General features: G+C 40.8%; 27 protein-coding genes. 24 read left to right on the forward strand and 3 right to left on the reverse strand.

All coding sequences use genetic code 11. From position 1 onward, the window contains the following. Nucleotides 1-35 precede the first annotated feature (35 nt). Nucleotides 36-947, reverse strand: coding sequence for a site-specific integrase (locus NQT65_RS19185; protein WP_256851852.1), 912 nt, complete (start codon nucleotides 945-947; stop codon nucleotides 36-38). 5 nt (nucleotides 948-952) lie between these two features. Further along, entirely contained in the window at nucleotides 953-1,243 is a 291-nt protein-coding gene (locus NQT65_RS19190) for a hypothetical protein (RefSeq protein WP_256851853.1), read from the reverse strand. A gap of 635 nt (nucleotides 1,244-1,878) precedes the next feature. On the opposite strand from NQT65_RS19190, the gene NQT65_RS19195 reads away from it, so the two are divergent. The 16 genes from NQT65_RS19195 (at nucleotide 1,879) to NQT65_RS19270 (ending at nucleotide 12,243) form a co-directional block, all read left to right on the forward strand. Beyond that, the gene (locus NQT65_RS19195) at nucleotides 1,879-3,072 is read left to right on the forward strand and encodes a hypothetical protein (RefSeq protein WP_256851854.1); all 1,194 of its coding nucleotides are present in this window, start codon (nucleotides 1,879-1,881) and stop codon (nucleotides 3,070-3,072) included. A gap of 43 nt (nucleotides 3,073-3,115) precedes the next feature. Then, a complete protein-coding gene (locus NQT65_RS19200; RefSeq protein ID WP_256851855.1) occupies nucleotides 3,116-3,319 on the forward strand; it encodes a hypothetical protein in 204 nt (67 codons plus the stop codon). Nucleotides 3,320-3,529: 210 nt separating this feature from the next. Further along, entirely contained in the window at nucleotides 3,530-4,702 is a 1,173-nt protein-coding gene (locus NQT65_RS19205) for a primase/helicase family protein (protein ID WP_256851856.1), read from the forward strand. Between the two features lie 694 nt (nucleotides 4,703-5,396). Further along, a complete protein-coding gene (locus NQT65_RS19210) occupies nucleotides 5,397-5,666 on the forward strand; it encodes a hypothetical protein (RefSeq protein ID WP_256851857.1) in 270 nt (89 codons plus the stop codon). Then, nucleotides 5,663-5,908 carry a hypothetical protein gene (locus NQT65_RS19215; protein WP_256851858.1) on the forward strand — a complete coding sequence of 82 codons (246 nt, stop codon included), beginning with the start codon at nucleotides 5,663-5,665 and terminating at the stop codon, nucleotides 5,906-5,908. Before NQT65_RS19210 ends, NQT65_RS19215 begins: the two co-directional genes overlap by 4 nt. A 156-nt stretch (nucleotides 5,909-6,064) precedes the next feature. After that, on the forward strand, nucleotides 6,065-6,406 hold the full coding sequence (locus NQT65_RS19220; protein ID WP_256851859.1) for a hypothetical protein: 342 nt from the start codon (nucleotides 6,065-6,067) through the stop codon (nucleotides 6,404-6,406). A 440-nt stretch (nucleotides 6,407-6,846) separates the two neighbouring features. Further along, complete coding sequence (locus tag NQT65_RS19225) at nucleotides 6,847-7,203, forward strand: hypothetical protein (RefSeq protein ID WP_256851860.1); 357 nt, start codon at nucleotides 6,847-6,849, stop codon at nucleotides 7,201-7,203. Nucleotides 7,204-7,221: 18 nt separating this feature from the next. After that, entirely contained in the window at nucleotides 7,222-7,920 is a 699-nt protein-coding gene (locus NQT65_RS19230) for a DUF2786 domain-containing protein (RefSeq protein WP_256851861.1), read from the forward strand. A gap of 277 nt (nucleotides 7,921-8,197) precedes the next feature. After that, on the forward strand, nucleotides 8,198-8,725 hold the full coding sequence (locus tag NQT65_RS19235) for a hypothetical protein (protein WP_256851862.1): 528 nt from the start codon (nucleotides 8,198-8,200) through the stop codon (nucleotides 8,723-8,725). 99 nt (nucleotides 8,726-8,824) lie between these two features. Continuing rightward, the gene (locus tag NQT65_RS19240) at nucleotides 8,825-9,289 is read left to right on the forward strand and encodes a hypothetical protein (protein WP_256851863.1); all 465 of its coding nucleotides are present in this window, start codon (nucleotides 8,825-8,827) and stop codon (nucleotides 9,287-9,289) included. Nucleotides 9,290-9,464: 175 nt separating this feature from the next. Then, entirely contained in the window at nucleotides 9,465-9,680 is a 216-nt protein-coding gene (locus NQT65_RS19245; RefSeq protein WP_256851864.1) for a hypothetical protein, read from the forward strand. Nucleotides 9,681-9,697: 17 nt separating this feature from the next. After that, nucleotides 9,698-9,922: a hypothetical protein gene (locus tag NQT65_RS19250; protein ID WP_256851865.1), complete on the forward strand. Its 225-nt coding sequence runs from the start codon at nucleotides 9,698-9,700 to the stop codon at nucleotides 9,920-9,922. Between the two features lie 189 nt (nucleotides 9,923-10,111). After that, entirely contained in the window at nucleotides 10,112-10,495 is a 384-nt protein-coding gene (locus tag NQT65_RS19255) for a hypothetical protein (protein ID WP_256851866.1), read from the forward strand. A gap of 123 nt (nucleotides 10,496-10,618) precedes the next feature. Beyond that, nucleotides 10,619-10,828, forward strand: coding sequence for a hypothetical protein (locus NQT65_RS19260; protein ID WP_256851867.1), 210 nt, complete (start codon nucleotides 10,619-10,621; stop codon nucleotides 10,826-10,828). After that, nucleotides 10,825-11,577, forward strand: a complete 753-nt coding sequence (locus tag NQT65_RS19265; RefSeq protein ID WP_256851868.1) for a hypothetical protein — start codon at nucleotides 10,825-10,827, stop codon at nucleotides 11,575-11,577. Before NQT65_RS19260 ends, NQT65_RS19265 begins: the two co-directional genes overlap by 4 nt. A 342-nt stretch (nucleotides 11,578-11,919) precedes the next feature. Further along, nucleotides 11,920-12,243, forward strand: coding sequence for a hypothetical protein (locus NQT65_RS19270; protein WP_256851869.1), 324 nt, complete (start codon nucleotides 11,920-11,922; stop codon nucleotides 12,241-12,243). A 7-nt stretch (nucleotides 12,244-12,250) separates the two neighbouring features. Here the strand turns inward: NQT65_RS19270 and NQT65_RS19275 are convergent, their stop codons facing one another. Then, nucleotides 12,251-12,946, reverse strand: a complete 696-nt coding sequence (locus NQT65_RS19275) for a tyrosine-type recombinase/integrase (RefSeq protein WP_256851870.1) — start codon at nucleotides 12,944-12,946, stop codon at nucleotides 12,251-12,253. A 419-nt stretch (nucleotides 12,947-13,365) separates the two neighbouring features. Here NQT65_RS19275 and NQT65_RS19280 point away from each other — a divergent pair, with 419 nt between their 5' ends. The 8 genes from NQT65_RS19280 (at nucleotide 13,366) to NQT65_RS19315 (ending at nucleotide 17,419) form a co-directional block, all read left to right on the forward strand. Next, nucleotides 13,366-13,641, forward strand: a complete 276-nt coding sequence (locus tag NQT65_RS19280) for a hypothetical protein (RefSeq protein ID WP_256851871.1) — start codon at nucleotides 13,366-13,368, stop codon at nucleotides 13,639-13,641. 130 nt (nucleotides 13,642-13,771) lie between these two features. After that, complete coding sequence (locus NQT65_RS19285) at nucleotides 13,772-14,194, forward strand: hypothetical protein (protein ID WP_256851872.1); 423 nt, start codon at nucleotides 13,772-13,774, stop codon at nucleotides 14,192-14,194. 8 nt (nucleotides 14,195-14,202) lie between these two features. Further along, nucleotides 14,203-14,532 carry a hypothetical protein gene (locus NQT65_RS19290; protein WP_256851873.1) on the forward strand — a complete coding sequence of 110 codons (330 nt, stop codon included), beginning with the start codon at nucleotides 14,203-14,205 and terminating at the stop codon, nucleotides 14,530-14,532. Nucleotides 14,533-14,673: 141 nt separating this feature from the next. Next, nucleotides 14,674-14,868, forward strand: coding sequence for a hypothetical protein (locus NQT65_RS19295; protein ID WP_256851874.1), 195 nt, complete (start codon nucleotides 14,674-14,676; stop codon nucleotides 14,866-14,868). Nucleotides 14,869-14,951: 83 nt separating this feature from the next. After that, nucleotides 14,952-15,698: an N-6 DNA methylase gene (locus NQT65_RS19300; RefSeq protein WP_256851875.1), complete on the forward strand. Its 747-nt coding sequence runs from the start codon at nucleotides 14,952-14,954 to the stop codon at nucleotides 15,696-15,698. Nucleotides 15,699-15,831: 133 nt separating this feature from the next. After that, complete coding sequence (locus NQT65_RS19305; RefSeq protein WP_256851876.1) at nucleotides 15,832-16,278, forward strand: hypothetical protein; 447 nt, start codon at nucleotides 15,832-15,834, stop codon at nucleotides 16,276-16,278. Between the two features lie 404 nt (nucleotides 16,279-16,682). Continuing rightward, nucleotides 16,683-16,877, forward strand: a complete 195-nt coding sequence (locus NQT65_RS19310; protein ID WP_256851877.1) for a hypothetical protein — start codon at nucleotides 16,683-16,685, stop codon at nucleotides 16,875-16,877. 131 nt (nucleotides 16,878-17,008) lie between these two features. After that, a complete protein-coding gene (locus NQT65_RS19315) occupies nucleotides 17,009-17,419 on the forward strand; it encodes a hypothetical protein (RefSeq protein ID WP_256851878.1) in 411 nt (136 codons plus the stop codon). The last annotated feature ends 111 nt before the right edge of the window (nucleotides 17,420-17,530 follow it).

Consider the following 17,530-nt stretch of genomic DNA (forward strand, 5'->3'; position numbering starts at 1 on the left):
TTGGTTTAGCTCCTAAAATTAGGCATGCCTAATTTTTAACGTAAATACACTTCTGTAATATCACCACGGAAATGCCCAAGCTCTTGAGCTACGATGTCTCTTGCACTGTCATGGTCTACATTGAATTTAAGCTTTATTTCATCAATACGTTCCTGAGCATACCTATGTCGTACACCGTGAAGGCCATGAGAAAATGTTAATGCACGTTGACTGGCACGAGTAAATGAAGAGGACAGTGCGTTACCGCCGCCAATATCATAGCGTTGAAGGTAGTTAATCCCTCTGTCCATTTTCGTTTGTGGTTGTTCGTGCCTTCTGCTTTCCAGCTCTTTTGCTAAGTCGTTTGAAATAAGTACTTCTCTTGTTAAACCGCCCTTCCCTGTCACAAGATAAACAGTACCATCCCGCCCAGCGAACCGGTCTTCTGTCCATGTTCTTGATGTTGTTTTTGTACCTTCATTTGCGCGTTTGAGCGTTAATAGCTCATGCGCTCTAAGGCCTGCATTGTATGCTATCTTCACTGCCAGCGCATTTCTATCAGTCATAGATTTGGTGACGTTATTTATTTGTTCAGTGCTGTAAGCGCGTGAGCTTAAAATTTGTTCAGAAACAGCTTTTAGTCGTGGTATTTCAACACCAAGAGCAATAGATAATGCCTTTCGGTCCCTATCTAGTGCTTTTTGCGAAGCAAAATTGTCTCGTTTTAAGCCTAAATATTGCTCTGCGTTATCTGGCGTGATTTGCTTGATGCGCTGAACATTCATATCCTCTGCTATCTTAGCTAATGCCAACACTGTTTCGTTAGCTGATCGCAAAGATTGCAAAGATTTATAATTGCCAGGAACCGATTTTGAGTCGGCATTTACACCTTTTTTGCTATCTGTATTGAAGGCTGTTTTTGAGCGAATAACTGCTACTGCCTGCTGCCTTAAAGTTTTTTTTGCCATAGAAACTACTCTTCAGACTGGTCGATTTCAAGTTCCTTTTCTATACGACGATACGACGATCTGACTCCATCAGCTGTCATTTTTATACGCTTCTTTTGACGCAACCATAGTGCGATATCATCAAAGGAAAACCCAAATTCCTCTTTTAACCTTTTTGCTTCAGCAAAGTGTTTTCGCAATTTAGAGCGCGAAAAATTTCGCTTTTTACGCCTCTGTTTGATGTCTTCTTTTAACTTTAAAATTTCTTCAGCCTCTAGCGCTAATACGTCTTTGGAGGCCTTTATAATTGGTTTCATGAGCGTTCACATATACCGTTCAAACTGTGCGTTCATAATAACCTTAAAAATCTCGTTCGTAAACACCGTTCATTATGTTATAATTTTAGAAGTATTTATGCGTTCAGGAAAAGCACGATAGCTTTTCCGTGCGCCTTTTGCGCTAAAGCTCACGAACCCAGCCGCTCTAGGTTGGCGCGATAGCGCAACCTAGAGCGGCTGGGCCGCCAAAAAAGGAGGGGCTATTGCTCGTGATGCCCCTCCCAACGGGCGGGTGAGCGACGGGCTTGCGTAGCAAGGCCGATGAACCGTAAAACCTCGATGGTTTTTAAGGTTCACGCATGCCGCAGGCATGCAGCGCAAAAGGCGCAATGGAACTTGTTACATGAAGCCGTAGGTAAAGAGAGAGTGAGTTATCCATATATCCACGCGCATCGGAGAGCTTTCTTTTTCTCGTAGATTTAGTGTGGGTATGTGGGTAACTCGCTCTTCCTTATTTTGCGCGGCAAAAATATCCACAGGAGCAGGCCTGGTGAAAAAGAAGTTGATACCAGTTAAAAAATGTGCCAATGTTTAAGTGCCTAACCAATGTTGTTAGGCTCCAAAAAAAGGCGAGGGTTTTACCTCTGCCTGTTACACGTAAAGAGGAAATGAAAATGTTACAAACTCAATATTTAGATCAAGACTTAATCGCAGATTTCAATTCACTGCTTTCTGGCACTCAGAAAGTGCTTACTAATTTGTATCAAAAATTTGTTAGGAAAAATTCTATGCATCCAGACGTATTGAAGCCGTTTGGTGATGGATGGGTTGCGCCTACAACAGCGGAACTGGCTGAGTTCAAAAATGTTGTGGGTTGGTCCACTAATGAGCTCGCGCAGCTTGCCGATGTGAGCCCCAAACATCTTCGAACCTATTTTACAGACCGTAACTACGTTAAAGGCAAGCGTATTCAGTACACCACTTGGCGTTTATGGCTTGAAAGTTTTGGCATTGCAACGCCAGTAAAGCTTGAGCCTCAAAAGCCTTTCCTTCGTTCTCGTATCTTTAGCCATGACGCTAAGGAATGGGTAAAGCCTAATATTTCGGAAGTGCGCGTTCTTGCAACTCGCTCTGGTATGTCAGATTCGGCTATCGCTCGAATTCTCGGTATGGAAGAGCCATTGGTAAAGCACTTGTTGCATAGCCATAAGGCGCAGCCTACCAACCCTTTCCATGTTACACATGAACAATGGATGGATTTATTGGACAAGGGTAGCATTCGTTCTCTGCATGAGTATATAGAGGCCCCTAAGCTGCCTCCTGAGACGTTATTGCCTTTAGGTGAAGGTTTTGAGCCCCCTAAGCCCAAGGTCCTTCGACAATTCATTGCGTGGACAGGTTGCACGGCTGAGCAGTTGGCCGCGCAATTTGGTGTTGAAGAGTCAAAGTTAAAGTTTTTCACTTCGAACCGTTCAGCGCGCAGTCATGATGTCACTATCGATGAGCGTGTATTTGGTGTTGAAAATTGGCGAGCGCCAACGTTTGTTGAGTTGCGAACTTTTATGAATATCTTGTCACTTGACCCAATGGAAATTGCGCATCGATTGAAGTTTGGTAATCAGGAAATGAAGGTTGCGTTAGCAACCAGGGATAATGAAGCATGGAAAAAAGAGCCAATGGAAATATCGCAAGATGTTTGGTTTAAACTCTTGGATTCGCTTCGCATCTTTAATACGGACAAGATTAACAAACTTACTGAACGTGAAGGTCGTGCATACCATATTCACTACAGTACCTGGCGCTTAATGCTGCAAGCATTTGGCATTGTTGAACCCCTGAAGTTAGAGAGAAAGTTAAGCGAAAAATAAATTTAGCTTTCACTCTGCCCCTGAGTCGTTAGGAGCAGTTTTAGTGATTAAAGATATTATTGATGAATTCCATGAACATCGGCTGGCCGATGAGCATGAAAAGGCTATGGAGCCTATTAAGATCCTGAAGTCGCGCTATACCTTTTCTGAAGATGAAATTGTTGCCACGCTGGTTAACGAAGATTTTTTGGAAGATGAATGTGTGGAATATTTGGAGACGCATTCACAAAAGAGGGTAAAAGAGTAAAGATAGGTTGCGGTGTGACCGTGGGAACAGCCACACCGCTTCATCCATGAAATATGGGTTTTTACATACTCCTTGGCACAGAGGCCGGTTGCGGTCAGCTCGAAAGCGCCCTTCTTTTTCTTTCTGGTAAATGACCAGAGGCATATATTCCTTTAATTGTACGCGATAGAACGAATAAGGGCGATAGTAATAAGCGGAGGAAAATTAGGCATGCCTAATTCAAACGAACAAAAAAGCGAACACAATAGCCGGTTTTATGGCTTTGTAATGGCCTATTACCGCAATGATCCTTACTTAATGTTAGATAAGTTCGCCTCACAAATTGCTGATAAAGCAAAGGAAGTGTCAATTGATTGGTATGAATCGAGAGCTAACGTAACGCTGTCAGGTGAGGTAATCAAAGGCCGTGATGTTACCGGTCTTGAAAAAGCAGACAACAACAGAATTTCAATTATTGGTTTTGAAAATACTCATACCTGGGAGGTGGATGGGGAGAGCTATACCATTAAATACCCTTCTGTGCGCTTTAATAATTTCCGTAAGCACTTTCCAGAACCTGTGCTTTTTGATGGTTATAAAGCTTTGATGGACGAATATGATTCATATCGGGGCGGGTCCAGGGTATCGAGAGTAAAGCCTGATAATACTCGACGAAATGAGTATTTGAAGAACGCAGAAAAGAGAAGAGAAGAGGAAAGAGCTTTAAAAGCTGAAGCTGTAAATAAAGATTTTAGATGGTTGAAAATGCTGTCTAAGCTTCAAGGCCCTTGCCCATATTTTGCAAAAAAAGGCGTTGCTGATTTATTTCAGTGGGTTGAGCTCTTTACTGGTGAAACCACAATGGGGAAGTTGACTGGACAATTTACAGCGTTGAAATTGGTGGAGCTCGCGCAATGGAAATTCAAGGGTATCCAACGTATTTATCCGGAATTGGGTGCTAAAACGTTTCGTAAGGGGTTGGATACATCGGGTGCATGTTTCCCTGTTCCATGCCGTCCACCGATCAATGGAGAGGATATTTACGTTATGGAAGCCCCAGCTGATGCGGGGATGTCATATAAGCTCACAGAGGCCTACAGCGTTGCGGCAATGTATGCTGATAATATACCGCTCATTGTTGCTGTGCTACGCGAAATGTGTCCAGACTCTGCAATTATTCTGGTGGCAGACAATGACCAGTATGGTGATGCTCCTAATAAGGGTGTAGAAGTTTGTGAAACAACACTTAGAGCCACACCAGGGAAGACGTTCATGCTCGTTCCTCAGTTTGATGAAGAGGCGAAGCAAAATAAATATAAAGATCTAACCGATTATGTAGCAGCGTATGGCGAGGAAAAAGGTAGAGCGCTTTTGAAATCCTTTCAGGGCGGGACTGATCGATAGTTATACACGGGGTTTTCCACCGAAATTGTGGATAACTGTCGCCTTGAACGGTATAGATTGGTTTGTGCTATGCGTTAAGCGTATATCAAAATATAGGATGTATATCTGCTTTCATGGCTAGATCAGAGCCAAGCAAGTTTAAGTCGGACTGGGTTGGTAGAATTTCTGGCATACATTCTTTGGCATGACGTTAATGGTGAACCAAAGTGGGGTATAACCCCTGAACAGCTGTCAGATTTTTCAAAAGAACATTCAATTACATAGAACAATTGGGGTGCATCATCCTCATTTTAAAATTAGGCATGCCTAATTTTAAAGGTGTTGACCAGGCGGATCGTCGGGGCTAAACTAAGGGTTCTTATAGCTGTTTTCACAGCATAAAAAAAACAGGCGCTTTCGAGCTGCCTTCAACACGTAAAGAGGAAATCCTATGTATATCATCGATATGATACAGTCTATGTTCACGTCTGCCGTTTCTATCTCTGTTTTGGTTTATGTTTGGTATAAGTTTCGCCAAGCTCGCAATATGAAGTATGAAGTGACTCGCGCACATTTTTGATAGTCGATAAATAACCCAGTTTAAACTGGGTTTTTTTATGTCTAAAACTCCTGATAAGTAACAGGGGTTTTTCCGGCGCATACCCCCTAGATATCTGTTCTAATTTATCTCATACAATTGATGGAGAGTAATGGGATGAAACAAGAGCGTGTACAGATACTCAAGAAAGCGCTTAGTGCGTTAAAGCGTCAAGCAGAAGTTGTTACTAAGTCATATCCGGATATACCCGAACGCCTACCTGACAGGAAAGAACTGGTTGAAGCTCATAGAGCTTTAAACGCTGTTGGTTTAGTTGCACAAGAGGTAGTGCATTGCTCCTATTCTCTAAACATTCCTATTCCTAGTTTATCTGAAGAGCAAATGTTAGCGTGGTTCGAGCCGTCAGAGTTTAGAGCTTTTTCATGAATCAATCATCAGTAGACCAAAAATGCAGCGCGGAGCCAGTGCATGTTCAGCTGCCTGAAGGTAAAAGACTCGTATGTTCCATTACTATGGATTTTACTAAAGCACTGCGTCACTATTCTGATAGTCCAGAAGTGGCATATAAATTGCTTTGTGAGTACGTCAGTCATGCCAAGTTAGATGATTGTACTTTGCTTGATTTAGATCACGTAGTTAAACTAAAAAGCTTCGTTAAATCTAAATAAACGGACAATAATTCTATAATTCATATTGTTTTCATGATTTAGTAGTATGTTTATTGCTAAGTTCAGCCAGAGGTACAATGACTAACAACGCAATCCTGGCTTAAAATAATGGAATACAAATAAGTGAATATGGCGCTATGAGCGAGAGAGTTGCAAATGAGTGAAGTTAAGGTCAGATTTGAGTCTGATAATTTTAATAAAACAGTGGAGTACATACGCCAGTATAAGCTTGATGATATTGATGAAGAACACCGGTCAAACATAGAGGATTACCTACAAGGTGAAGTAAAAAAGCTTGTTGAAGGTGATCTTAATCGCTGGTGTAAGAAGGACTATGGTTATTTTGAGCATCTATGTCACCACCCAATTCAGGGCGTAGCATGCTTATATATCATTGGTGATGACCCCAAAGTTTCCATAAGAGAGTTTACAGTAGGGGTACAAAATAAAAGTTTTAAGGGGAATATAGTAGCTTGTCTTTATACTTACCTAGTTTGAATGGTAACGATTCAGATAAAAAAAGGGCTCATGCATGAGCCCTTTTTTTTGAAGTACGAAGTATTGCTCTATTGTAAGCTCTTCTAACCGCAGTCGCTTCGCGATAAGCACGATAACGTCCTAGTATGTAGAACCCTACACCGGCAATTACGCCACACTTAAACAATACGCCGATTAATTCAATTACTGCCAATACATTTTCCATTTTTGTCTCCAAGTCACCAGTGGGTTTCCGCTGGACGCTTATGGAAACGCCCACTGAAAACCCACTGGAAGAGACAATGTAAATGCTGGCTTGCGGTCAGCTCGAAAGCGCCCTTCTTTTTCAATTAGCCGATGGCTAAATAATGTATTTATTATGGCATTTTTTGATGAGTTTGGTAAACTTCTTTTATGGGCCGTATAGTATGGCTTATAAATAACACGTTATGGAGTATTAAATGACTGATAATACAGTTCAGTGTCCCTTTTGTGACACGCAATCAAAATTCGGTGTTTGTGTATGTACGGGCTGTCAGGCGACTATTGTGTACGGTGCAACTCAAACTGAGTTGACCAATACACTGAAGCAAACTGGTTTCGGGATATTTGCTATCGCTATGTTGGCCTTGTTTATGGGACCTACTTTGTTAAATGGTCAGTTTGGTTGGTCTATCGCCCCTATGTTTGGGACTGGATTGTGGTCGTTGGGGATTGCAGGTGCGCTTGGTGTGTGGCTGGGGTTCCGTGCTAGTAATTCATTAGAAACATCGATGCGCGGCCAAGTGCGTTACTTCAGACAAATGGCTAACGTGTAGTTGCGTGGTGGCTTAGTGATGACTGATGAGCAAAAAAAATACCTAGAAAAAATTAAGAAGCTTCTTAATCTAGCTAAGTCGCCTAATCCTAATGAGGCAGCTATAGCTTTATCAAGAGCTCAAGCGATGATGCGTAAGCATGGCTTTGAAATTGGTGATGTCATGTTGAGTGAAGTTGGTTCAACTACGATATTGGTAGATAAACTTAATCCTCCTGGCTGGGTCCTGAAATTGTTAAAGGCGGTAGATGATGCATTCGGTGTGACTCATGTTCTAACCGAAGAATATGATCATGCTTCGTGGAAGCGAAGAGGGGCTGTAATGTTCATTGGGATTATGCCAAACGATGAAATTGCTTCGTATTGTTTCAACGTTCTATACCGTCAGTTAATGACAGATAGAAAGGTTTTCATTGCTGGTCTTCATAAAAACTGTAAGAAGCCCACGAAGACTAATCGAGCTGATTGGTATTGTTTAGGATGGATCTCAGAAGTTAGTTCAAAGGTTCAGCCGCTTGTTGTGCCAACTGAGCAAAAAGGCCTGATCAAAAGTTGGAAAGATAAAAACCTAAATATCACTACTTATCAAGCACGACAAGCAAAGGAGGATAAGCGTGCAATTGATGCCTATTTGAATGGGAAGCGTGACGGGGCTGGTGTATCTATCCATGCCGGTGTTTCTGGTCAAGAGTCAGCTAAATTAGCCTATATAGAGTAGGAGAGTGAAATGTTAGTTTATGCGATAAGTTTGCTGTTTGTTCTTTGTGTTTCTGTTACATGCTTACGGATTGCTGTGATTAAACAGGGTTATTCAAAAGTAACAAGGGTGCTCATACTGGCCGTGAATTCTGGTGCGTGGGTGCTGATATTTGGGCTTCAATTTGAATCAATTAATATTTGGGTAAGTGGCTTGATCTCAATTTTGTGCTTTGAATGCGCTCTGTGGGTTTCTTCTAAAGCTGAAACTCGTTATCTACAGGTAGGGTAGTAATTATATGGAAAGGCAAATTTATCCTAATTCAAAAATTAAGGTTGGCGCAGTGCTGTACGGTGCAAGGGGGTATGAGTGGAAAGGTCGAATAATACTGGATGTTAATGAGTGGGTTGTTCGGTCGATACAAAAAAAACGCGGTAGCCAAACAAGGTATGGTCGGGCTTTATCTCAGGCTTTCCGCAACGATGATGTCTATGTAAATCTTACTGAGAAAGTAAAGGATATAACCTGGGGGAAGCGTTCTAAGAAAAACGGTGATTTTGGTTGGTTATCCTCAATTTCTCAGCAATATCGTCAAAGCTTCAAGGTGGGTGAGCGCTTGCCTTATGGCATTTACACAACCAAACTGGCCGCGCTTAAACATGCGTTACAGAGTGAGCAGGAATCGGTTAAATGGTATGAAGATAAACTATCTAAGGGTATTGATGATGCTGATGTATCTATATACCAAGAGGAACTTGAAGAGGCCAAAAGGGTAGTTAAGGTGATCAAGGCGAGGATTACCAAAGAGCGAAATAAAACCCCCTAAAACCTACCCTTGTTTTTACCCTCTTAAAGATACTCACTTTGATATGGTTTCTCCTGAATTTACAAATTAGGCATGCCTAATCGAAAAGAGGATATCCATATGCAAAGTTATCAAGGCTCTAGCAGCAATAAAAACGCCCCTTTACCGGCTCACTGGTCAAGCATTGAGGCTTATGACCTTCATCTGATACAGCATGCTATCGACCGTGCTTTTAAAGATGGCAAGGTTGTAGCGCTAACCGGTGACAGTGGGGTAGGTAAATCCGTTTTGGCAAATAAAATCTGTCCTGACTCTTTACTGGAAGAAACTGCTATCCGAAAAGCGATGCTTCACGATAAGCCAATTACTTCAAATGCAATTCCTATCGCGACCAAAGGGGAGCTTGTAATTGATGAAGCTCAATTACTTTGTGCAGAATCAGACTGGAACAATTTCATAAACGTTACCAAGTCGCATGATATGAAGGTTCTGGTTGTTGCTCAGCAGCCTAGTGACTTCCCACAAGCGTTCATGGCTTCTCCGGACGTGGTTAGAGTTCATATCACAAAACCTATTTATAAATAATTTGTTATTAGCTTAGGGAGTGACAACGTGCGATTAAGGCGGGAAAAAGTGTGTAGTGCCTGTGGTCAATACGGCGGAACGCTGTTTGTCCATCAGGGAATGCACCTTTTATCCCCTGGTATCCCGTAGGGAAAAATCCCCGTTGTTGAGCGACCATTGCTTTTAGAGAATGCCAATGTCTTTAGATCAGTATCTTACTAACGTTCAAAGAGAGCGTCTGACCTTTAATGAAGGTTTATCGGTAGCAAGGGAATACGTAGTAGGCCGTGGTGGTCAATGCGAAGAAAAAACCGTGGATGGGAGTACGTTATATGTTCTTACACTGGGACAAGATGAAGCTTTTTGCTTTCAGTTATATCCAGATATTGATCGCTTCTATTTTGAAACGTAATGAGGTGGTAAGTGATTATGAAATTCTCATCTAAAGAACAAAAAATTGCGAGACACCAAGCAAAGCGAGTAGTGGCTAGAGTAAAGCGATATCAAAACAAAAAAGTAAGTTCATTTGTTGAATTGCTGTGGGCGCTAGTTGATTTAGGGGAAATCGATGGTGATAGCTTTATCGATGTGAATATTGACAAACAGTTTGCGGTGAATGAATTGGTGAAGTGGTCAGAAAACAGGCGAGTATAGAATTAGGCATGCCTAACTTTAGATATCTCAACATTGGGGATTTTTTTGTATCGAACATAGTTAAAAATATCTATGATGGCCACAAAATGTAGTTGAAGGTTAGTGCGCCTTAGAGATGCATAAAACCCCGTAAAAGCTCCCCTAGTTTTCCAAAGTGTATGTATTCAACATTAAGTTATGGTGTATTAAGTGATAAACAAAAAAGAGGTTGAAATGAGTATAAAAACTGCATTAGTAAGAACGTTAGAAGGCGAGGGGAAAAGTCAATTTGTAGGGGTGTTCTTTTATACAAATATTGATGAGCTGATACTTGCTGTTGATGAGACTATAGATCCCTCTGTATGCGAGTATTTGCCAGGTAAGATTCAAGGGGCAGCAGGGTTCAACATGGGGGGGGAGTTTTCGCGTGCTGATGAAAAAAACCTACGAGATTACCTAGATGGAAACTATGAGGATGAGGAAGAGCCTCCTAAGTTCCCATTGGACTCGATAGAATTTGAAGGGTTTACTGGGGACCTATCCCAAACATTTATTAATGGGATGCATCGAGAAAAATGGAAAAAATTTACCTGATAACAGGTATTGATAGTGAAAAAAAGACACCGTTGAGTGTCTTTTTCTCGTTTAAGGGCTGAGGAAAGTTACTACTAACTACTTCTACTTACTAGAACTTACTAGCAGTTAATGAGGAAGATTATGATCGACAAAGAAATGGATATTGATGAAGTGATGGAACTTGTTTATATGCTTCAAAAAAGAATAGATGAACTTTGGGCGGCGTTTATGGAGAAGCTTAGCCAAGGGGAGAGTTCTGAATATGAAATTGAATGTATGTATGCGTGTTTAAGGTTGGGTGAAAAAATTGGGTTTAGACCGTCACCATTTTTTCGTGTGGGGGAATTATGATATCAACACTTGAAAACGAATGGCTCAATAATGAATTTTTACAGGATCTTAGTAATGGAGAATTGGCTTACTTAGCTATGGAAACAACGGCAATCCCAAGAAAAATAGCAAGGAGTAGAAAGAAGTACGCTTTCTTTAATAAAGGAAGGAAGTATTGGTTTGATGACTTAGATCCTTCGTTGGGTGTGGTATCAGATAACTCTAAATATAAGTGGGTTTGTGAGCTAGAGTTATCAGAGAGTAAGCGCATTGAGGTCAATGAATTGTCATTATCGATTTTGCGGAAAAGAAGTGAAGAGCGGCCATACATAACTAATGTGCTGATTAGATATGCATTACTTACTGATATATTTGATCATCTTGTTTTAGGGGATAGAGATCTTAGACATCTAGTTAGTAATTATTTTAATTATCCAAAAAAGGACGCTGCCCTTCTATATAAATATGCTGATCTCTGCCTTTTATTTGTTAAACATTATAGCATTTCGAGTGGGTATAGTTTTCTTCGTATACACAAGACAAAGCTACGAGAATCAGGTTCTTACGCTTGCTGGGAGGTGTATGAAGAACTGCTAAAAGAGTTGACTGTCAGTGTGTTAGAAAAAAGGAAAATCCGAAAGAGTGAATCAAGAGAGTCGGACTACAAACCTAATCACTTTGTCTATTTTGTTATGAATAAATTTATAGGTAGGGATGGAGACTATTGGTTTGATATGCCTTTGGATAGCTTGCTTGTTTGTAATAAATAATACAATCCAACCTTCATTTAGGTATTGCTGTACGTTTATTTTTACAATTAGTGTCGATTAGTGATTGTGCGTGATGAATGGTGACTGTGCGTGAAGTTTTATTATTTTTTCATATTTTTGGAGTTGAACATTTTCCTGATATAGCATGGAAAATATAAATTCCTTTTATTTAATTGGGTGTTTGTATATTAAGGTTTACGTTTTTCAGTTCGTGATTAGCTGTGATTAGTTTTAATTATTAACAAGTAGTTCTAGTCAGTTGGAATTAATTTTACGTTGAAAAATTCACGATGATGGATAGATGTAATAGCCTTATATAGAGCTAAATCCATAGGTTTTGATATGAAAAAAATTAATAAGGAAGAGGCTGTAAAAAGCCTTCCCCCGATAGATGACGCAGCGCTACGTGACGCAGTTGAACTGGCCTTGTGGCTTTACTTGGATAAGAAGTGGACGTTAAAAGGGGCTGTTTCTAAAGCTTCGGAGAAACGCTATTTTAAACCCAAATCTAAAATTGAAAAGCTTGTTAGATACGCTATTCCAGATGAGGAAATTTTGAGCCGTAAAAAAATACCCCAAAATAGCCAAGATAAGAATGTGGTACATCGTAATGCGATGATGAAAAGCATGGAAATTGATGCGGCTTATCATATGAAAAACATATAGGTAAGGATTAAGAGTTATCCGCAATCATGTTATCTTTTATATTTGGCGTGAATACCGGCCTCCATGCAATGCGTTTGGCAAACTCGAACGAGTCAGAAAACAAAACCTTCGTGTAAATTTCTGTGTTGGCCTGTGAAGCATGGCCTAACCATACCTGCAATATTTTGAGCGGTGTGAAGTGCAGTACCGCATTCACGGCGTAGCTGTGCCTGAAGACGTGAGGGCTTAGGTGAACCTGAAAAGGTCCATATTGCGCTTCGTAGTTCGATACGGCTTCATCGACCCAGCGATTGATTGTCCGTCTTGTGATACCAAAAAATCGCCGGTTATCCGGTAAACGTTCTGTCACTATGTAGGACTGAAGCCGTACCACAAATTGAACGTCAGTGATTGGGATCTGGCGTAGTGGCAAATTACCCAGCGTATCCGAATCGTTCAGGCGCTTTCGTCGTCTTTTAGTTTGGTCCGGTGTTCTGCGTTTGAGCGTTGGCATATTCACATAGCTACTCTGTCCGTTAAACACAAAATGCCTGGGGGTGAGTAATAAGAGTTCACTGACCCGACACCCTAACATCCACATCATTTCAAAGGCCATCCGCCGATTCGCATTAAGTTCACTATCAATCAAGCCGGTGATTTCAGGCATCAGCAAATAAGCAGGCATTGAATCGTTCGCTTGGATCACTTCAGCGCGGGTTTTCATTAGGTAATGCCAATTGATGTCCACAATGGGGCCGTCAGCGGCAATTTGAAGGCTAGGGGATGCGCTAACAAGGTGTTTTGAGTGCATTGTTTATAAACCTGGCAAAATGGGCAATAAAACCATTATCTGTCCGTAAAAGCGGATAAACAAGTATATTGTGACATTGTGAGTTAGTAAAAATGCGTTCTGGAATTAATAAAATCACCTGAAAGCCAGCAAATATAAGGGTAAGAGGGGGGGATCACAAAATATAAGCAACTGTGACATTGTTGATCTAAAAAATAAGCATATATAAATACGTCTGTGCCAGATCGAGTGAAAAGTTTTGTGATAATATAGTAAGGACAGTTGGTTGAGTATTCGGCCGTTAATCAAACTGGGCGCTTATAGCTGCCCCCTAAACGTAAAGAGGAAAATGTATGTTAGATGTTACTTTTGAGCATTTAGAAACGGCTCATCCTGAACTTGTTTTGGTTGCAATTGGGTTGATGGTGGTTTGGGCTGCTGTATTGTTCGTTTTTAAGTTCAAGAATTGGCTTAAAAAGCGTATCGGTGAAATACAGTGTAATCGAGGTGTTCACGATTTCGTGCCTTTGATTGGTTTTACAAACAATTGTAACTATGCATCCGGAAAGTGCTCTCGATGCGGTGAATCGGGTATGGCTGAACGTTCTGAACGGGTATATCACGATTAAATAAAAGCTTCCTTCGGGAAGCTTTTTTGTTCTTTGAAAAACCCCTGTTCATCTAGGGTAGTTTTATCCCCTTGCAGTAGTGCCAAGTTTGATATCGTCAGGCTATGTTAAATAGCTTCGGTAAAACACAATGACTGGTGAGTTATGCAATGAATGTGGCAGTGAGCTTCATGGTCCTTTAAGTGAGCATGCCGAAATATGCCGCGAGCTCATTTTTGCGAAGGAAAAGCATGGTCCAATACTGACTTCCTACAAAGCTAGAACAAGAGCCAAGCAAGAGGCGTATACGCGCTTATTTGAGGCTAATACAGCTCTTGAGAAAGGGCAGGCCTATAGAAGTGTTTTATGGGTGTATTTCAGTCGTTCGGTTGTGTCCTGGGAGGAATGTGCCGGTCTTCATCCAGACTTTAAAACATTCGCTGAAGTGATGGTACACAATGATTTGGAAGCCTCATATGTGGATGACGATATAGTATCTGTGCTTGCTGATGAATTAACTCCCAAGGCTTCAGATAAAATGCGCGCCGGTGATTCGTTTTGGAATATGTACTAGGGGGAGGTATGTATATTTCGATGAGAAAGTTGACGGAAATTTTTGAGAATGGCTACTTCAGCCTTTCACTGATTTACATTGTTATCGGTTCCTTTTTAGTTTCAATGTTTCTTTTTTCGCCTGTAGAACCTAAATTCAGCTTAATTGAATATTACCGTATCATTTGTTTTATTGTTGGTGCAGGGGCTGCATCTGTTGGCGTAATGTTTGGGTGCGTTGGTTTTTACGTCGATGAGCGACCTAAAGTTAAATTCAGGGTTAAAATATTTTATTTTGCAGCTGCGGGGGTGGCTGTGGGGTATATCAGTGAGCATTATTTTAATTATTACTATGTTTGAGTAGTATGTTCCCGCCAAAGCCTCGTTAGAGGCTTTTTTTATGGATGATACGCTGATATATTGGGGTTTATCAATCGGCCTCCGGCCACAAATAAAACAGGCGCTCTATGAGCTGCCTTCAACACGTAAAGAGGAAATATCATGAATAACTTAACGTTAAAGAACGGGCAAACAGCGACATTTCTTTATGAGGACAGTTGGGGTAGACCAGTGTACCGGTTGGAAAACGGTATTAAAGTCTGCTGTGTTAATCTCGATGGTACGTATTTGCATACTATGAGTGAGGATTACGAAGAGCCTCAAAGTCCATTAAAAGAAGAATACCAACCTGTATAACCCGTTTGCCAGGTACGCCAAATTAGGCATGCCTAATTTTAATGGGCGCTTTCGAGCTGCCCTTTCTACGTAAAGAGGAAAATATGTCTGCAAATAAACAGGCTTTTATCAAGCTATTCAAAGAGACCGCACGTTATCACCACCGGTACGAAGTGTTTAGGGATGTGATCACTTGTCAAGCGTATGCGCTACACAATGCCGTTGCCTTCAGCCAAGAAGTTGAGGAAGATTATTTACGCATCGCAAAGCGATACGATAAAGAAGATATGAAGCGTATGGCACAACTGATGGGTTATGTCATCATGGGGCTGGAAGAAAAGCCCTGTGACTTTCTTGGTTCTTTGTTTATGGAGTTGGAACTTGGCAGTTCGCAGATCGGCCAGTTTTTCACTCCTTATGAATTGTCCCTATTAATGGCACAATTAAATGTGTCGGATATAGAAGACAAGCCAGTGATAACGCTTCATGAACCTGCCGTGGGTTCAGGTGGTATGGTGATAGCATACGCGCAAGCGTTACGTGAAAGAGGTATTAACTATCAACAGCGTCTTTGGGTGCAGGCGATTGACCTAGATCCAGTGGCTGCAATGATGGCTTATGTTCAGTTTACGCTTTTGCATATTCCAGCTGAAATATGTATTGGTAACACGCTCACGATGAATATTACTAAGGTGTTCAGAACGCCTGCGTATTACATGGGGGCGTGGGAGCAAAAACTTAAATTGCATTTTGCGATAAAAGATTGTGCTGATTTGCTGGTTCCTTACGGAGAGAAAAGGCCTACGGCTATGCCGATAGAACAATTTGATTTGTTAGGAGAGCCCGCATAGTAATAAACAAGCTTCCTTTGGGAAGCTTTTTTTATGCCTAACACATGGTATATTGGAGTTTCTAAATCGGCCATCGGCCATAACAAAAACAGGCGCTTTCGAGCTGCCTTCAACACGTAAAGAGGAAAGTAATATGTCTAAAGCATATGTAGTTAAACTTAAAATTCGTTCTGGTGAATACGAAAAGAGTGTTACGAAATTAGTTTTTGCTGATACAGAAGAGCTTGCCGATGACCAAGCGTTATTGGGTGAGTGTCATGGTAGTATTGCCGATGGGACTGCCGAATATACTGAAACGGGTATTGCGGATCTTGGATGGGAATTTCACTACTCGGTAGATTGGACGAAAGAAGTGCATGCTGAGCATGTTCCTGTTCTTCGTACCTATTTCGATATGTTTGGTGAACCCAAAAATATTATAGCTGCCACTCAAAGTAAGCTTGAGGCGTTTGCAGGGTATGTAGTAGACCTATGTGAACATCGTCAAAACAAGGCTCGCACTATCAATAAGGAACTAATTAACATCCCTTCTTTGGTTCAGGAATTTATCGAAACCGAAGGGGCGCGTAATGCTAATTAACAGTCACCAGTTTGATAGTTTACTTGGTTTTTATACGCATTGTTTTTGTGTCTACCACGACAAAGTGAAAAGTGATTTCGCGTTTTGGGCTAACCGGTTGGACGATATTAAGGTTCCTTGGTCTGTTCAAAATACGGTCGCGGCGCTTGCAGAGTGCAAAGACAACCAGCGGTTTTATTTTCGGACGTTATTAAAACAAAAGGGGATAACCGTTCAATAAGATAAAGGTCCTTCGGGACCTTTTTTATTTCGTATATATAAAATATCTGTGATGGTCATTGCTAATTTTAAAGTAGGTTGATTAATGCTGCAATTCGTTCTAAGTTTATATTGATATAGCTTTTATACAGCATGAAAAAAACAGGCGCTTTCGAGCTGCCTTCAACACGTAAAGAGGAAATATTATGAGCGTAAATCTAAAATCCTTTAGACAAGCAAGTGAAAAAGAGTTTAATAATTCAATTGTCAGTAATTCGTTAAAAAAGAACATAAATTACGACTGTCATGAAATGCAATTAGACTATACAGACCCTAACGGTAATGTATTGGCTATTCATGAAATGGTAGCTTGTGCCGATTTTTATTTCGTTAAAAAGTGATAATAAAAAGCCTCATACTCTGAGGTTTTTTTATGCCTGTTACATGGTATATTGGAGTTTCTAAATCGGCCATCGGCCATAACAAAAACAGGCGCTTTCGAGCTGCCTTTAACACGTAAAGAGGAAGCACTATGTCTACTAATCATAGTATGTATGAAGAAACTGTTGAGCGAGCTACTAATCTTTTTTTGGATGGTTGGATAGTATCTTTGGGTTTGAGTGGTAAAGATTCCGGTGCAGCCAGTATTTGTGTTGTTGAAGGCTTGAAAAGAGCTTATGCAATAAACCCAAATGTTGGTCCTTTGTATGTCGTTACGACCAATACAACGTTGGATAATATGGTTCTTCATGAATACATGATGGACCTACACGAAGACCTGAATATATTTTCATCTGATACTGGTTTACCTATTATTACCAAGGAGCTAAAGCCTTCTTTGGCTAATAACCCTATGGTTGAATATGTGGGCCGTGGCAAGTTACTTAGAACGCCACAAACAGCATCAGGTGGCAGAGATTGCGCCCATACTATGACAGGCTAGTGTAGAAAACATACCAATACACTTTTAAAAAATCTGGAATAATTCAAAAGCCAACTATACTTACCTTAAAGTTAGTTGGCTTTTTTATTTCAGAAAGGAGGAAAGTGTGGC

It is taken from the genome of Pseudoalteromonas agarivorans (assembly GCF_024518735.1).
Taxonomy (GTDB): Bacteria; Pseudomonadota; Gammaproteobacteria; order Enterobacterales; family Alteromonadaceae; genus Pseudoalteromonas; species Pseudoalteromonas atlantica.

Bases quoted from the DNA above. Each gene is read 5' to 3' on its own strand.
- NQT65_RS19185 (WP_256851852.1), bottom strand. From the start codon at position 947: ATGGCAAAAAAAACTTTAAGGCAGCAGGCAGTAGCAGTTATTCGCTCA.
- NQT65_RS19190 (WP_256851853.1), bottom strand. From the start codon at position 1,243: ATGAAACCAATTATAAAGGCCTCCAAAGACGTATTAGCGCTAGAGGCT.
- NQT65_RS19195 (WP_256851854.1), top strand. From the start codon at position 1,879: ATGTTACAAACTCAATATTTAGATCAAGACTTAATCGCAGATTTCAAT.
- NQT65_RS19205 (WP_256851856.1), top strand. From the start codon at position 3,530: ATGCCTAATTCAAACGAACAAAAAAGCGAACACAATAGCCGGTTTTAT.
- NQT65_RS19210 (WP_256851857.1), top strand. From the start codon at position 5,397: ATGAAACAAGAGCGTGTACAGATACTCAAGAAAGCGCTTAGTGCGTTA.
- NQT65_RS19215 (WP_256851858.1), top strand. From the start codon at position 5,663: ATGAATCAATCATCAGTAGACCAAAAATGCAGCGCGGAGCCAGTGCAT.
- NQT65_RS19220 (WP_256851859.1), top strand. From the start codon at position 6,065: ATGAGTGAAGTTAAGGTCAGATTTGAGTCTGATAATTTTAATAAAACA.
- NQT65_RS19225 (WP_256851860.1), top strand. From the start codon at position 6,847: ATGACTGATAATACAGTTCAGTGTCCCTTTTGTGACACGCAATCAAAA.
- NQT65_RS19230 (WP_256851861.1), top strand. From the start codon at position 7,222: ATGACTGATGAGCAAAAAAAATACCTAGAAAAAATTAAGAAGCTTCTT.
- NQT65_RS19235 (WP_256851862.1), top strand. From the start codon at position 8,198: ATGGAAAGGCAAATTTATCCTAATTCAAAAATTAAGGTTGGCGCAGTG.
- NQT65_RS19240 (WP_256851863.1), top strand. From the start codon at position 8,825: ATGCAAAGTTATCAAGGCTCTAGCAGCAATAAAAACGCCCCTTTACCG.
- NQT65_RS19245 (WP_256851864.1), top strand. From the start codon at position 9,465: ATGTCTTTAGATCAGTATCTTACTAACGTTCAAAGAGAGCGTCTGACC.
- NQT65_RS19250 (WP_256851865.1), top strand. From the start codon at position 9,698: ATGAAATTCTCATCTAAAGAACAAAAAATTGCGAGACACCAAGCAAAG.
- NQT65_RS19260 (WP_256851867.1), top strand. From the start codon at position 10,619: ATGATCGACAAAGAAATGGATATTGATGAAGTGATGGAACTTGTTTAT.
- NQT65_RS19265 (WP_256851868.1), top strand. From the start codon at position 10,825: ATGATATCAACACTTGAAAACGAATGGCTCAATAATGAATTTTTACAG.
- NQT65_RS19270 (WP_256851869.1), top strand. From the start codon at position 11,920: ATGAAAAAAATTAATAAGGAAGAGGCTGTAAAAAGCCTTCCCCCGATA.
- NQT65_RS19275 (WP_256851870.1), bottom strand. From the start codon at position 12,946: ATGAAAACCCGCGCTGAAGTGATCCAAGCGAACGATTCAATGCCTGCT.
- NQT65_RS19280 (WP_256851871.1), top strand. From the start codon at position 13,366: ATGTTAGATGTTACTTTTGAGCATTTAGAAACGGCTCATCCTGAACTT.
- NQT65_RS19285 (WP_256851872.1), top strand. From the start codon at position 13,772: ATGACTGGTGAGTTATGCAATGAATGTGGCAGTGAGCTTCATGGTCCT.
- NQT65_RS19290 (WP_256851873.1), top strand. From the start codon at position 14,203: ATGTATATTTCGATGAGAAAGTTGACGGAAATTTTTGAGAATGGCTAC.
- NQT65_RS19295 (WP_256851874.1), top strand. From the start codon at position 14,674: ATGAATAACTTAACGTTAAAGAACGGGCAAACAGCGACATTTCTTTAT.
- NQT65_RS19300 (WP_256851875.1), top strand. From the start codon at position 14,952: ATGTCTGCAAATAAACAGGCTTTTATCAAGCTATTCAAAGAGACCGCA.
- NQT65_RS19305 (WP_256851876.1), top strand. From the start codon at position 15,832: ATGTCTAAAGCATATGTAGTTAAACTTAAAATTCGTTCTGGTGAATAC.
- NQT65_RS19310 (WP_256851877.1), top strand. From the start codon at position 16,683: ATGAGCGTAAATCTAAAATCCTTTAGACAAGCAAGTGAAAAAGAGTTT.
- NQT65_RS19315 (WP_256851878.1), top strand. From the start codon at position 17,009: ATGTCTACTAATCATAGTATGTATGAAGAAACTGTTGAGCGAGCTACT.